Source organism: Enterobacter cloacae complex sp. IR5401 (assembly GCF_049238425.1).
Taxonomy (GTDB): Bacteria; Pseudomonadota; Gammaproteobacteria; order Enterobacterales; family Enterobacteriaceae; genus Enterobacter; species Enterobacter hormaechei_C.
This window is the reverse complement of the sequence record NZ_JBMKHN010000004.1, coordinates 50,163-63,672: the sequence shown is the minus strand read 5'-3', so window position 1 is coordinate 63,672 and position 13,510 is coordinate 50,163. Positions and strand designations below refer to the sequence as shown.

Genomic DNA, 13,510 nt, shown 5'->3' with positions numbered 1-13,510 from the left:
CCGGACGGGAAGAAAACCATAATGGAAAAAAGACACAACGCAACGCCAGAACCCGCGACATGGCCTACCCGTAAATCAATGGTTGTTCACGGGCTGGCCGTGAACCTGCCGTGGCTCGCCTTTGTGAATGCCAGCTTTGCCCTTATGGTCCTGCTGCGCAATTCGCTGTTCGGCCATATCGATGCCCTCCTGCACATCAGCCCGCCTCTGCGGCAGATGATAGATGCCTCCATGCTGGGCGTGGTGATCCTTTCCGTGGCGCTGGTGATCATGGCCTGGCGCCACATCCGCGGCGTCAGCGCCGTTTTGTTTATGTGCAGTCTGCTGTGGTCGATAAGTTGTTACTGGTTTATCAACGTGTTACATCTTCCGCATCCCTGGCCGATATTCGTTACCCTGCTGATGGCCGGTATGACCGCGCTCTATTTTCACCCGGTGGCACTGCTCTGCTTCACCGTTCCGCTATGGATAAGCCTGCCCGTTGCCAGCATGCTGCTGAATCAGGAAATTAATTATCGCTTCGCCGGGCTGTGGGTGGTGTTCACCTTCATTCTCGTGTGCGGGCGCTATATCCTGTTGAGCTGGTTTGAAGAGGCGTGGCGTCGCAACCAGCAGAATCAGCGTTTAATTTCGCGGCTGGATGCGCTGGCCCATCAGGATCCGCTGACGAAAACGGCCAACCGGCGGGCGATGGAGCTGGTGCTGGAAAACGCCGTGGAGCAAGGCAAACGCTTCGCGGTGCTGATGCTGGATGTCGATTACTTCAAACTGTATAACGACACCTATGGTCACCAGGCAGGAGACGCGTGTCTCGCGAGGGTGGCAGAGGTGCTGAACACCTCGGTGCGCACGCCAGAGGATGTGGTTTCGCGCTACGGTGGTGAGGAGTTCGTCGTGATCCTCTTTGACTGTGAAGAAAGCGTTGCTGAGAAAGTCGCCGCGCGGATCCAGGCTGGCCTGCGCACCGCAGCCATTGCGCACAGCGCGTCGAAGGTGAGTGAATGTGTGACGGTGAGTATGGGCATTGCCGGCTATACCCCAGGACTGGCCGGCCCGGAAATCATCGCCCGCGCCGATGCAGCGTTGTATCGGGCGAAGGAGTCCGGGCGGGATAGGTGGTCGCGTTAAATAATGCCGGGTGCCGGCTTCGCCTTACCCGGCGTTTTATTAATACCGCACACACACCGACTTGGTTTCACACCAGCCATCCAGCCAGTCGGGGCCGAAATCGCGCCCGGTGCCAGACTGCTTCATGCCGCCGAACGGCAGGTTGGCGTCTATCAGCGTGTGGCTGTTCACCCACACGGTTCCTGCCTGTAACCTGTCGGTATACGCTAGCGCTTTACTGATATTCTGCGTCCAGACGCTGGCCGTTAAGCCGTATTCAGTGTCGTTCGCCAGCTGAAGCGCCTCTTCCCCGTCGTCCACACGAACCAGGTTCACCACCGGCCCGAAGACCTCTTCACGCGTCAGTCGCAGATGATTATCCGGGTTGACCACCAGCGTTGGCGAAACGTAATAGCCTTTGCCGTCTGGCCCCCGGTTCCCGGCGATTAGCTCCGCATTGTGCGCCTTCGCCTCATCCAGGAACGCCTGAACCTTATCGCAATGGGCGCGCGACACCAGCGGGTTGATAAACGCATCCGGCGACATGCCCGGCCCGACGCTCAGAGATTTCACGGCCTGTTCAAAGCCGCTGACCAGCGTGTCGAACAGCGGAGCCTCAATATAAATACGCGAGCTGGCCGCGCAGACCTGCCCCTGATTCAGGAAGCTGCCGGTCATCAGCCCTTCAATTACCCACGCCGGATCGGCGTCTTTCAGCACGATGGCCGGGTTTTTGCCGCCCAGCTCCAGCGTCACGCCCGTTAGCGTATCCGCAGCCACGCGGGCAATCTGCTTGCCCGTCGCCGTCGAACCGGTAAAGCTTACTTTGGCAATGCGCGGGTGCGAGGTTAGCGCCGCGCCACAGACGGCGCCACTACCGGTCACCACGTTGAACACGCCATCCGGGATCCCCGCCTCGCTCGCCAGTTCCGCCACCCGTAACAGGGTGAGCGGCGTGGTTTCCGAGGGTTTGATCACGATGGAGCAACCTGCCGCCAGCGCGGGCATTACTTTCCACATGCCAATCATCAGCGGGAAGTTCCACGGCACAATCCCCGCCACGACTCCCACCGGCTCTTTACGCGTCCACGCCTGATAACGCGCGCCCTGCGGCAGTGGAATCGAGAGATCGAGGGTTTTACCGGCAATTTTGGTGGTCAGCCCTGCCGTGTAGCGCATCCAGTTCAGGGTGCATCCCACCTCGAAGGCGCGGGAGATGTTAATGGATTTCCCCTGCTCCAGGGTTTCGAGCTGTGCCAGCTCTTCGCCATGCTGTTCCACCAAATCGGCAAACCGCAGCAGGATGCGTTCCCGCTCTGCCGGCAGACGCCCTGCCCAGCTTCGGGCGACAAAGGCGCGCCAGCCAGACATCACCGCACGATCGACATCATCGACGCTGGCATCGGCGGTGGAGGCAATAACCTCTCCGGTCGCCGGGTTGTAGACGTTCAGACGCTTTTCGCTGTCGGATGCCGCCTGACGCCCTTCAATCCACAGGCCGTGCTGGCGATCTAAAAACTGCTGCACGCCTGGCAGGATGGCGACGTGTGATTCGGACATAGGATACTCCTTCGTTATGCTTCGCAGGGTGTGTATGCAGTCTAAGAGGGGAATCGCATTCCTGCTTTTGTCTGTGTGACATTCGCTTTGTCAGCTGTGACAGGCTCCGCAAATCGTGATAATTCCCACTTATATCGCTGTAACCGTTGAGTGTTCTTTCCTATAGTCAGCCTCGTAGCCCTGACAAAATGCAACATAAATGCAACAATGCGAAAACAGTGACGGTGCAGCGAGAACATCAATGGCGTGTGCAAGCGAACAGGACAATTTTCAGCAGTGGCTGGCGCAAATTAACCAGGTTTGTGGGCGCTTTGCGGCACGTCCGTTAGAGGGGGCGTTTCTCGGCGAACTGGAAACCAGCTATACCCAAAGTCTGAAGCTGAGCACGGTGACCGCCGCAGGCGTTAACCTTTTTCGCACCCGTCAGGAGATCAAAAACGGCAACGACGCCTGGTTCTACACCGTGTTTCAGCTGGAAGGCAGCGCCGGAATCGAACAGGACAACCAGCGCGCGATGCTGAAAGCCGGGGATATCACGCTGATTGACGCCTCCCGCCCGTGCTCCATTTACTGGCAGGAGCGTTCCCGCCAGATTTCGCTGCTGCTCCCGCGACAAATCATTGAGCAACACGCGCGTTTTCAGGAAGTGAGGTGCGCGCTGCCCCTCTCCCGCAGTCTGCCTACCGTACAGCTGAGCTACCGACTGCTACAGGAGAGCATGGGCAATGCCGATCTCAGCGCCAGCGAAAGCGAAGCGGCGCTGGAGGCGATGGTGTGTCTGCTGCGTCCGGCCTTCCAGCAGCAACACGAGGTGCTGCCGCGCAAGGAGCGTCAGTTCCGCCACGTTCTGTCCCTGATTGATGATCATATTCAGTCGGAGGCGTTAAGACCGGAGTGGATAGCCTCAGAGAGCGGCATGTCCGTGCGGAGCTTGTACCGCATGTTTGCCGGGAAAGGGCTGGTGGTGGCGCAGTATATTAAGAACCGTCGCCTCGATTTATGCGCTCAGGCGCTGCGTTCCATCAGCGATGACGAAAAGCTCGCGGGCATTGGCTACAGCTGGGGCTTTACCGACCATAGCCATTTTTCCACCGCCTTTAAGCAGCGTTTCGGGGTTTCGCCGGGCGAATACCGTAAGCGTTACCGCTAGTTACTTTTTTAGCCACTTGCCGTTAATCCCCTTCACGTATTCACCCGGCTGGGCGCGCGCCACCAGCTTTTGTCCCGCCATTTTCGCCACCTCGTCGACGGGCAAATTATTGCTGTCAGCTAACTGCTGGTAACTTTCCGTGCGTGCGGCGTTGATACGGCTCACCAGCGCCAGGGTTTCAGCGTCGTGCTGAACGGGCGCAAGATAGCCGCTCAGGGTTTCCCCTACGCGCCCCTGGGCACGTGCATCGTTGAGCGTAAGCGTGGCGGCGTGAACGTTCATCCCCAGCGCCAGTAACATCAGAGCTAATCGTTTCATGGCATCCTCAGAACAGATCGCTGCGGGATTTCAGCAGGGCTTCAACGTCTTTATCCACCTTGATATGGATTTCATGCTCAATTTTCACGTTCATGTTGATAGTGATCGGCTCTTTGGGCGCCGCCACTTCAATGCGCGGCGTGCAGCCTGACAGCAGCGCGACGACGGCCACGGTGAGTACACCAGCCCTCTTTTTCATTGTTGTTCCTCACTTTCCTTGCCTGTCGAACCGCGGAGAAGGGGTATCGCCGCATGTTGCTCAAACCATGTTTGCAGATTGTCCCCAAAGCGCAGGCTGCGCCAGAGGGTAAAAATGTTCTCTTCATGGGTGTAATTCAGGTTTACGAAACTGCTTTTGCCCTCGACGCGGCTGGTGCCTTTAATGGCCGCCTGCATGGTTAACACACCCAGATTATCCACATTGAGTTTTGTCCACGACTGCGAAATTTCCATATAGCGGAGCCAGTTGATCGCCGCCCCGGCAACCACGTTGTCTTTCACAATGGCATCCGCCGTGTCCTGGTCGATGCGCAGCGTCATCGGCCCCGGGTTGGTCAGCCAGCCATCTTTAATGATCCATTTTTCATTGTCCAGCCAGAACGGCAGCGCGCCGCTCACCGGGCCGGACATGGCAAACTGCTTCGGATTCACCGCGCTTATCAGTTCGCTGGAGGAAATATTATCCACGCGTAGTAAAGCCGGATCGTGCTGCGGCATTCTCAACTGCTGCATGGTGATTTTCCCGCCGAGCGCTTCCACCTTCACGTTAGTGAGCAGGAGCGGGTTCGCTTCGGTCCAGGGATAATCGCCCTGGAGATCCGCGGTGATATTTCGGGCTGTGACCAGGTTTTTTACCTCGTCGATTCGTAACGTTACCGGCCCGCGCGTGCCCAGCGACCAGGTACCCTGGCTTAAGCGGAACGGCAGAACAAAATCAACGCCGTTGATTTCGTTATCCGGCATCCACGCGCTGCCCGCTTTCAGCACCCCGTGCCCCCCGGCCTCAAACCCCTGATCGGAGGCCGCTGAGAAAGCCACCTGTGCGTACATTTCGCCGCCGCGCAGGGTCAGTTTCCAGTCTGGCGGGATCAGCGGCTGGAACACCGTAAGAGACTGTTTTGGCCACCAGGCCTGACCGCGAAGGCGTTCGCCATCCCAGCGTCCATTCACCTGGACCGGGCCGATGTCGTCCGCATGCAGGTTCCCTTTAAACTGGAACACCGTCGGGTCTGTCCCGTCAACGCTGAAGGTCAAAACGGACGGCGGCAGCACGCTTCCGCCCGAGAAGCTTGTTTGCCCGGCATTGAGCGCGAGCGCGCCGCTAAAGGTGGGGTTATCCGGGTCCCGCGACCAGCGCACCGGGTGATCCAGCACCAGGCGCGGCTTGCTGACCAGCATCGTACCGTACTGCAATTTGTCGAACCCCGTGGAAAGATCGGTCAGTTCGATAACGTTGTCGCGCCACTCCCCGGTTCCCCGGACATCCCAGCGCGCATTCATCGGCGTGAAATTCCCTTTACCCCAGTAGCGCCACTGCCACAAACCGTTGTCCGGTAAAAAGTCGTTAGCCTGGCCGTCCAGATGCAGCTCAAAATCGCCCATCTCGTTTTCATGCGCCCGCAGAATGGCTTGCAGGCGGCCGTCCACGCCCTTCTGCGTGAGCTTCACGCCTGCCAGCGGCCAGCGGATCTCATCGATATCCAGCGAGTCGATGATGCGCCCGCGCGAGCGCAATAATGCGCCGGGTTCAAACGTAAGCTGCGGATCGTAAAGGCTGCCGGTCAGCTTCGCCGGGAGTCTGGCATACAGGATCAGATCGTTTTGCTTGGCTTCCCCGCTCAGGTGCAGCGGCATAGCGCTGTTTTCCATACTGAGCGAGCCGGGACCGATATTCAGCACCGCGTTGCCCTTCCCCGCATCCCCCTGGGTCAGCACATTGAGCCGCCCTGTGAAGGTGGCTTTCTCTAGCCCCTGCTGCCAGTTATCCACTTTCAGCCCGACGCGACCGCTCATCGGCATACCGGAGGCTGACCAGTTCCAGCGTCCGTCGCTGACGGTTAACTGCTGAGCGGTGATCTGCCACGGTAAATCGAGCAGTGGATCGGGGTTGTCCCGCGCCATGACCACCAGCTGGCCCTGATTGTCCTCCCAGTCCAGATCGGCATCGACCAGCGAGGATAACTGTGGCACGTTAAAGGTCGCGACCGTATGCCCTTTCACCGGCACGCCGTCCGGTACCAACGGCAGGGTAAATTCACCGATCAGCTTCACGGGCTGCGGCTGATCCGGCAGTTGCACATCGAACTGGCTGATGGAGAGCGTCTGGCCGCGCAACTGCCCCTGAATGCTCACCTGCTCGCCGTTATAAGTGATGTCCTGGCGGGCTGGCGTGAGTGAAGCATGCAGCTCACCCTCCCACTGCTGCCAGGGAGAAAGGGTAAAGCGGTGGATGGTCAGCCAGGTGTTGGGCAGGATGGCCTGCCACTGCGCCAGCGTTTTCGGCGCCACCGTTGAGGACGCTGACTGCGGTAATTTGCTCAGGCAGACAGAGTTAAGTTCAAGTGCGCCAATATCCAGATCCCAACGGCTGGGGTGTGACAGGGTCACGTTTTCCACGCGGGCAATTTCGCACTCTTCTACCAGATAGCGGAGATCGGGGATGATCAGGGCGTGGCGCGTGAGCCGTGGGCTTTCTTCAAACGCGATGCGCGTTCCAACAGGGAGCCAGATCCCGGCGAGCGTGGGTACCCACTGGGCGAGCGTCATCAGCAGCGTCAGCGGCACGAGTAATAGCAGCAGTAATAGCGCGATTGCGGCTTTGTATTTACCCTTCATGGGCAGTTAATATCCTGATTTTGCGAAAAAAATAAGCCGTTCTTGCCGCTCATTGTCGCATGTTTAGCCAGTCAGTTGAAGGTAATGCCATTTTTAAGAGTAGATGCTCTACAATAATTCATAGAACTTATTGATTTCAATGAATTTTGAAAAATTGTAAGATAATTTTAAACATGCTAACGTGGTTCCAAAATCACTGGAGAAAGTCTTATGAAACTCGCGGTATATAGCACAAAGCAGTACGACAAAAAGTATCTGCAACATGTTAACGAGACGTACGGTTTCGATCTTGAATTTTTCGACTTTCTGCTGACTGAAAAGACGGCTAAAACCGCTCACGGCTGCGAAGGCGTGTGTATCTTCGTTAACGACGACGGTAGCCGACCGGTGCTGGAAGAGTTGAAAAAACAGGGCGTGAAATACATTGCCCTGCGCTGCGCGGGCTTTAACAACGTCGATCTCGATGCCGCCAAAGAGCTGGGTCTGAAGGTCGTTCGCGTCCCAGCCTATTCTCCGGAAGCCGTGGCTGAACATGCCGTCGGGATGATGATGTCGCTCAACCGTCGTATTCACCGTGCCTATCAGCGTACCCGTGATGCCAACTTCTCTCTGGAAGGGCTGACCGGCTTTACCATGTATGGTAAAACCGCAGGCGTGATCGGTACCGGCAAAATTGGTGTGGCCGCCCTTCGCATCCTGAAAGGATTTGGCATGCGCCTGCTGGCGTTTGATCCGTACCCTAGCGCCGCTGCGCTGGAACTGGGCGTGGAGTATGTCGATCTGAAAACGCTCTTCTCGCAGTCTGATGTTATCTCCCTGCACTGTCCGTTGACCCCGGAAAACTATCACCTGCTTAACCAGTCGGCGTTCGACCAGATGAAAGACGGCGTGATGATCATCAATACCAGCCGCGGTGGACTGATCGACTCTCAGGCCGCTATCGAAGCGCTGAAAACGCAAAAAATTGGCGCGTTGGGTATGGATGTGTATGAGAACGAACGCGACCTGTTCTTTGAGGATAAATCTAACGACGTGATTCAGGATGACGTGTTCCGTCGCCTGTCGGCCTGCCACAACGTGTTGTTCACCGGCCACCAGGCGTTTCTGACCGCCGAAGCGCTGATCAGTATTTCGGAAACCACGCTGGGGAATTTACAGCAGCTTGATAAGGGCGAAGCGTGCCCTAACGCGATCGTTTAAGACCGTCAGGCCGGGCGGCGGTAACCTCTGCCCGGCCAATAATAAGCCCATCAGAAAAATAAGCACAGGTTAACTATTAAGACGGGTAACGTTCATCGTAAATATAACAATCAAGGATATGACTGTTCCGGTGTGACCATATCAGAATGAGACTCTGATGAAGGCTGCGTGATTTGCTGCACTATCGTAACCAGTTGTTCAAAAACAGCTCTCATTTGCGTCGGGTAGGTTAAAGACAACCAGGTTGCCAGCACTGCTCCAGCCAAAAAGCCCAACTTCATACACCTTCCCTAATAAATTCAGCGAGATACAAGCTTTAACGTATGTGTGGTGCCGGGTGCCTCCCGGTGAGTCGTTGGTCAGCCACCTTGACCCGCTACTGATTGCCTAAGCTACACGTGCTGTTTAGCCCCTCCGCACAGGGGGATTCACCACGCGAGAAAAATAACACAGTGCCCCGGCTGGTTTAGGGGATATTTCGTTTAAAAATAAATAATGACCATACAAATTTAATCTATAACGGTTTTCAGGAACCCTTCTACACTTTAAGCGGATATATCAGTAATAAGATTAATATAAGTCAGTTTTATTACGTCCCTAAATGCTGGGCTATTTACTTAGCCTTCACACGTTTTTGCCATTAGCAGAGGAGTCTGAAATATGGCATTCGTAACAACGAAAGATGGTGTCAGTATTTATTACAAAGACTGGGGTCCGAAGGATGCGCAGCCGATCGTTTTCCATCACGGCTGGCCGCTGAGCGCCGATGACTGGGATAACCAGATGCTCTTTTTCCTTGCAGAAGGCTTCCGCGTCATCGCCCTCGACCGTCGTGGTCATGGTCGTTCCGATCAGGTAAGTGAAGGTCATGATATGGATCATTATGCCTCCGACGCATCGGCCGTGGTCGAAAGCCTTGATTTGCGTAATGCAGTGCACGTCGGCCACTCCACCGGCGGGGGCCAGGTCGCCAGGTACGTTGCGAAGTACGGCCAACCTCAGGGGCGAGTGGCCAAAGCGGTACTGGTCAGCGCCGTTCCTCCGCTGATGGTAAAATCAGACGCTAACCCCGGCGGAACGCCCATTGAGGTGTTTGACGGCTTCCGCCAGGCGCTGGCCGCTAACCGCGCCCAGTTTTACCTCGACGTCGCCAGCGGTCCTTTCTATGGATTTAACCGAGACGGAGCAGAGGTTTCGCAGGGCACAATTCAGAACTGGTGGCGTCAGGGAATGATCGGTAGCGCCAAAGCCCACTATGAAGGCATTAAGGCGTTTTCAGAGACCGACCAGACGGACGATCTTAAAGCCATTACGGTTCCCGTCCTTGTGTTGCAGGGTGATGACGATCAGGTCGTCCCCTATAAATATGCCGCCCTTCTACAGGATAAGCTGCTCGCAAACAGCGAACTCAAAATTTATCCAGGCTTCCCGCATGGGATGCATACCACACATGCAGATACCATAAACGCCGATATACTGACATTTATTCGCTCATAAAGACGATGATTATCCATAATACAACCGGGCATCACGCCCGGTTTTGTATTGCGGCAAGAATTGAGCAACCATTTCAGGAAGAAACGCCTACAGGAGTTTGATTTTTACTTCGTACCCCTCGAGGCCCGCCATGGCCTCACGAGCGATAAACTCTATTTCAGAAACTTCCTGCCCTGTTTTTTTTCGTAACTCTGCAATTTTTTTGGCTATAAGCGCTGAAATCTCTTCCTCTGCCTTTTGTGTCAGTGCGTCAACTTTCATCTTTACCTCTTACGACCGTTAACTGTATCCATTCTCTAAATGGTTTTAACCATAACCCTTTGTAAAGCGTAGACTATCTGCGTTACGTATGCTGCATTAACCTTAAGATGAACAGCATGATGGAGCCGTCACATTTAAACATGCATTTATATTGCATTATTTGAACAAGCTGTTATTGTCCCAAAGCCTTAGAGCACATAAACATAAGAAAAGTTTTGACTTAAACTCGCCCCGCATCAGGGGCATTTTTTTGGCTGTCTGTAAACAAAAAACCCGCCAGAAGCGGGTTTTTTGTGGTATTCAAGAAAATTATTTAAAGACTTCTGCGACGGCCTGGAAGTTAGGGCCATGCTCGCGGGCAGCGATAATGACGTAGTATTTCCCGCCCTTCTCGTCTGCCAGTTTTGAGAGTTTTTGATGAAGATCTGAAGGTGAAGAAATTTGTCCACCTGAAGCCCCTACAGATACATTACCAAGGTATTCAAGTTTGAAGTGGTGCGCTTCATCCTTGGAAATCATATCTGCCGCAGATGCGCCGAAGCTTGCTACTGTTAAAGCCAATACACTCCCTAATAGTGCTTTTTTCATATCATTCCTCCTGTTGATGAATCTATATATTTAACATTAGCACCAAATATGTAAATGATCCGTATCAATATTGTAGAAGAATTGAGCATCACGACCAGCCATCACTGACCTGAACGGCGGGTGCAGCAGCTTCATCTACTATACTGACCCTTGTAGTGAGCATTTATCTGTCCGGTTGCGCCTGAAGCAACCGAAACTTACCTGTACCATGACCATCAGGAGAACAATATGCACACGAGTAAAACCCTGAAAAGGCTGCTAGCCGTATCAGCAGTTGCAGCAATGTTCAGCACCGTTGGCGTACAAGCCCAGACGACAAGCGCCGCACAAACTCAAACTGCGGGCAAGGCTCAACCGGACGCCAGACTCAGCTCCGGCGACGAGAAAGCGTTGAAGGACATGGCGCAGGCCAATATCAACGAAGTCGCCGCCGCCAGGCTCGCCCTGGACAAGGCCCAAAGCAGTGAAGTGAAAACATTCGCTCAGAAAATGGTCGACGATCACGGCGCCGCGCTGACCAAAGTCCAGACCGTTGCCCAGAAAAAGGGCGTGGAGCTGCCGACCGAACCAGACGCCGCGCATAAAGCCCTGAACTCAAGGCTGGAAAACCAGCGTGGTGACGCTTTTGACAAAATGTATATGGAATATGCTGGCGTGAAGGACCACGAGAAGGTGCTGTCGAAGCTTAAGAGCGACGCCAGTAAAATCGACGATCCGGATGTGAAGGCTCTGGCCAACGAGCACACGCCGGTCGTTGAGCAGCATCTGAAGTCCGCCGAGCAGATGTCAACCCACTCCGGCGCATCAGCCGATAAATAACGCGTCGGTAAAACGACAATTGTAAAACAAAGTGGGGCCCGCAGGCCCCACGCTTATTTCCCCTTCCTGATGAATTATTCCGGCAAGGCGTAGACCACCACCTGATCGCCCACCTGATCCTTCAGGATCGTATTCCCGCCTGCCACGAAGGCCACATACTGGCGACCTTTATATTCATAGACTGACGGGTTCGCTACTGCCGGCGCTTCTGCCTGATCGGACCACAGCTCTTCACCGCTCTCGACCGAGTAGGCACGCACTTTGGCATCCATTGAAGCACCGATGAAGATCACGCCACCCGCCGTCACTGCCGGGCCACCAATGGTAGGTGAACCCCAGCTCTCCGGCATGAAGAAGCCATACTGCTGGGAGGCGCCAACCGGACGACGCCATTTCACATCGCCCGTATGCATGTCCAGCGCCACGATTTCGCCAAACGGCGGCTGCCAGCACGGCATGCCCAGCCAGTTGCTCGCCACCAGCAGACGCATACCGTACGGGGCGCCTTCCTGTGGGGCAAAGCCGCTTTCGTTACCGGAGTCTTTGTCTGCGTTATCGTAATCTTCGCGGCTGTAGAGCTTCACGTACTGGACGATATGCGAGGTGTTGACGATGGCGATCTGTTTTTGCGGATCGAACGCCACCCCACCCCACTGTACGCCGCCAGCGCTATCAGGATAGGTTAGCGTGCCTTCGCCCTTTGTGGTCGGCGGAGTATACATTCCCTCATAGGTCAGGTTATCCCACAGACGAGAGCACTGGCCGCCACCGACGATATCCGCCAGCTTCCAGATTTCCGGTTTTTTCGACTGGTCGAGCAGCGGTGCGGGTTTGGTCGGGAACGGCTGCGTGGGCGAGAGAACTTCACCCTGAACCGAACCATCACCCTGCGGAACCGGACGTTCTTCGATTGGCCATACGTCCTCCCCCGTCAGGCGGTTAACCACGAACAGGAAACCCTGCTTGGTGGCCTGAATCAGCGCCGGGATCTGCTTGCCGTCTACGGTGATGTCCATCAGCGTCGGGGCGGAGTTAATATCGTAATCCCAGACGTCGTGGTGTACCCATTGACGGGACCAGACCACTTTACCGGTGTTGATGTCCAGCGCGGTGGTCGAGGTGCCAAGCGGAATAGCGTCCACGCGGTTGCCGCCCCAATAGTTGGGAGATGGCGATGAAACCGGGAGATAGACCAGCCCGTTGGCCTCATCGGCGGACATGTGCGTCCAGACGTTGGCGGTACCGGTACGCTTGCGGATCTCTGCCGGGATCGCCTCAAAGGTCCATTCAAGCTTACCGGTCTGGGCGTTGACTGAAAATACGGTGCCCGGAGGGGCTTCGGCATAGGCCCAGTCCTTCCCGGCCCAGCCCACCAGCAGATGGTTGCCGACAACGGTTGGCGGTTGCAGGACAGAGAGCGGATACTTCGCGTTAACGGTATTCCACTGGTTCAGATCCAACACGCCGTTATTCGCAAAGCCGCTGCAAGGTTTGCCTGAATCGGCGTCCAGCGCAAAGAGCTTGCCGTCAACGGTGCCCATATAAACCATCTTCTGGCATGCCTCTCCGCTCACCGGATTTTTGGCCTGCCAGTAGGAAACGCCGCGGTTTTTCAGCACTGGCTGGGTCAGCGCCTTGCGCGACGATTTCGTGTCATAATGCCACTTCTCTTTACCCGTCCCCGGATCCAGCGCAATCAGGCGATCGAATGGCGTGCCAATGTAGAGCGTATCGTTGGCGAAAATGGGCGTTGCGGACCAGACGGTAGCTGGCGTATCGCCTTTACCATCAGAGACGTCGCCGGTATGGAATTCCCAGACTTTCGTTAATTTCCCGACATTATCCGCCGTAATTTGGGTCAGGGGGCTGTATTTCTGCGCGTTAAGCTGGCCGTGGAAGCTGTCCCAGGTGGGCGTGCCGGGCACCAGCGGCGTCGCGGGCTGGCTGGCCGAGGCGACTTTCTTTCCGTCACCGCTGCCGGTTGAGGCATCGTCGGTGGTTTTTGTGGTTCCGGGTGCCTGCTGATCGGCGGCATCAATGTTAAGTGATTCCTGGGTCCCCTGAGAGGCCTCAGTGGCCTTATCCTGCGCCTGTAGCGCGAGCGGAGCGACCAGCAGCGCCAGCGCCGTCATGCTGACTTTTATGAAGGGATAATGCTTATCGTTGTGCACGGGC

Annotated in this window: 12 protein-coding genes; 5 read left to right on the top strand and 7 right to left on the bottom strand. The window is 55.7% G+C overall.

Annotation, left to right across the window (positions count from 1 at the left end; genetic code table 11):
• The first annotated feature begins 21 nt into the window (after positions 1–21).
• Positions 22–1,128 carry a GGDEF domain-containing protein gene (locus ACOTX1_RS07820; protein WP_023314085.1) on the top strand — a complete coding sequence of 369 codons (1,107 nt, stop codon included), beginning with the start codon at positions 22–24 and terminating at the stop codon, positions 1,126–1,128.
• 39 nt (positions 1,129–1,167) lie between these two features.
• Here the strand turns inward: ACOTX1_RS07820 and ACOTX1_RS07815 are convergent, their stop codons facing one another.
• A complete protein-coding gene (locus ACOTX1_RS07815; protein WP_022651146.1) occupies positions 1,168–2,667 on the bottom strand; it encodes an aldehyde dehydrogenase family protein in 1,500 nt (499 codons plus the stop codon).
• Between the two features lie 241 nt (positions 2,668–2,908).
• On the opposite strand from ACOTX1_RS07815, the gene feaR reads away from it, so the two are divergent.
• Entirely contained in the window at positions 2,909–3,817 is a 909-nt protein-coding gene (gene feaR, locus ACOTX1_RS07810) for a transcriptional regulator FeaR (RefSeq protein WP_023314084.1), read from the top strand.
• On the opposite strand, the gene ACOTX1_RS07805 is transcribed toward feaR, so the two are convergent.
• Genes ACOTX1_RS07805 through ACOTX1_RS07795 form a run of 3 tightly spaced genes read right to left on the bottom strand, consistent with a single transcriptional unit; the run spans position 3,818 to position 6,970 of the window.
• Complete coding sequence (locus ACOTX1_RS07805; RefSeq protein ID WP_022651144.1) at positions 3,818–4,135, bottom strand: YdbL family protein; 318 nt, start codon at positions 4,133–4,135, stop codon at positions 3,818–3,820.
• A gap of 7 nt (positions 4,136–4,142) precedes the next feature.
• Positions 4,143–4,334 carry a YnbE family lipoprotein gene (locus ACOTX1_RS07800; protein ID WP_003857369.1) on the bottom strand — a complete coding sequence of 64 codons (192 nt, stop codon included), beginning with the start codon at positions 4,332–4,334 and terminating at the stop codon, positions 4,143–4,145.
• Positions 4,331–6,970, bottom strand: a complete 2,640-nt coding sequence (locus ACOTX1_RS07795; RefSeq protein WP_023314083.1) for a YdbH family protein — start codon at positions 6,968–6,970, stop codon at positions 4,331–4,333. Before ACOTX1_RS07795 ends, ACOTX1_RS07800 begins: the two co-directional genes overlap by 4 nt.
• A gap of 210 nt (positions 6,971–7,180) precedes the next feature.
• On the opposite strand from ACOTX1_RS07795, the gene ACOTX1_RS07790 reads away from it, so the two are divergent.
• Positions 7,181–8,170: a 2-hydroxyacid dehydrogenase gene (locus tag ACOTX1_RS07790; protein ID WP_003857375.1), complete on the top strand. Its 990-nt coding sequence runs from the start codon at positions 7,181–7,183 to the stop codon at positions 8,168–8,170.
• Between the two features lie 660 nt (positions 8,171–8,830).
• On the top strand, positions 8,831–9,667 hold the full coding sequence (locus ACOTX1_RS07785; protein ID WP_023314082.1) for an alpha/beta fold hydrolase: 837 nt from the start codon (positions 8,831–8,833) through the stop codon (positions 9,665–9,667).
• An 87-nt stretch (positions 9,668–9,754) separates the two neighbouring features.
• Here the strand turns inward: ACOTX1_RS07785 and ACOTX1_RS07780 are convergent, their stop codons facing one another.
• Both ACOTX1_RS07780 and ACOTX1_RS07775 read right to left on the bottom strand, forming a co-directional pair.
• Positions 9,755–9,928: a GnsA/GnsB family addiction module toxin gene (locus ACOTX1_RS07780; protein ID WP_023314081.1), complete on the bottom strand. Its 174-nt coding sequence runs from the start codon at positions 9,926–9,928 to the stop codon at positions 9,755–9,757.
• 309 nt (positions 9,929–10,237) lie between these two features.
• Positions 10,238–10,516, bottom strand: a complete 279-nt coding sequence (locus ACOTX1_RS07775; protein WP_003857380.1) for a DUF1471 domain-containing protein — start codon at positions 10,514–10,516, stop codon at positions 10,238–10,240.
• A 228-nt stretch (positions 10,517–10,744) separates the two neighbouring features.
• Between ACOTX1_RS07775 and ACOTX1_RS07770 the strand changes: the two genes are divergently transcribed.
• Positions 10,745–11,335, top strand: a complete 591-nt coding sequence (locus ACOTX1_RS07770) for a DUF4142 domain-containing protein (protein ID WP_003857383.1) — start codon at positions 10,745–10,747, stop codon at positions 11,333–11,335.
• 74 nt (positions 11,336–11,409) lie between these two features.
• On the opposite strand, the gene ACOTX1_RS07765 is transcribed toward ACOTX1_RS07770, so the two are convergent.
• On the bottom strand, positions 11,410–13,506 hold the full coding sequence (locus ACOTX1_RS07765; protein ID WP_023314079.1) for a pyrroloquinoline quinone-dependent dehydrogenase: 2,097 nt from the start codon (positions 13,504–13,506) through the stop codon (positions 11,410–11,412).
• Between the last annotated feature and the right edge of the window lie 4 nt (positions 13,507–13,510).

Bases quoted from the DNA above. Each gene is read 5' to 3' on its own strand.
- ACOTX1_RS07820 (WP_023314085.1), top strand. From the start codon at position 22: ATGGAAAAAAGACACAACGCAACGCCAGAACCCGCGACATGGCCTACC.
- ACOTX1_RS07815 (WP_022651146.1), bottom strand. From the start codon at position 2,667: ATGTCCGAATCACACGTCGCCATCCTGCCAGGCGTGCAGCAGTTTTTA.
- feaR (WP_023314084.1), top strand. From the start codon at position 2,909: ATGGCGTGTGCAAGCGAACAGGACAATTTTCAGCAGTGGCTGGCGCAA.
- ACOTX1_RS07805 (WP_022651144.1), bottom strand. From the start codon at position 4,135: ATGAAACGATTAGCTCTGATGTTACTGGCGCTGGGGATGAACGTTCAC.
- ACOTX1_RS07800 (WP_003857369.1), bottom strand. From the start codon at position 4,334: ATGAAAAAGAGGGCTGGTGTACTCACCGTGGCCGTCGTCGCGCTGCTG.
- ACOTX1_RS07795 (WP_023314083.1), bottom strand. From the start codon at position 6,970: ATGAAGGGTAAATACAAAGCCGCAATCGCGCTATTACTGCTGCTATTA.
- ACOTX1_RS07790 (WP_003857375.1), top strand. From the start codon at position 7,181: ATGAAACTCGCGGTATATAGCACAAAGCAGTACGACAAAAAGTATCTG.
- ACOTX1_RS07785 (WP_023314082.1), top strand. From the start codon at position 8,831: ATGGCATTCGTAACAACGAAAGATGGTGTCAGTATTTATTACAAAGAC.
- ACOTX1_RS07780 (WP_023314081.1), bottom strand. From the start codon at position 9,928: ATGAAAGTTGACGCACTGACACAAAAGGCAGAGGAAGAGATTTCAGCG.
- ACOTX1_RS07775 (WP_003857380.1), bottom strand. From the start codon at position 10,516: ATGAAAAAAGCACTATTAGGGAGTGTATTGGCTTTAACAGTAGCAAGC.
- ACOTX1_RS07770 (WP_003857383.1), top strand. From the start codon at position 10,745: ATGCACACGAGTAAAACCCTGAAAAGGCTGCTAGCCGTATCAGCAGTT.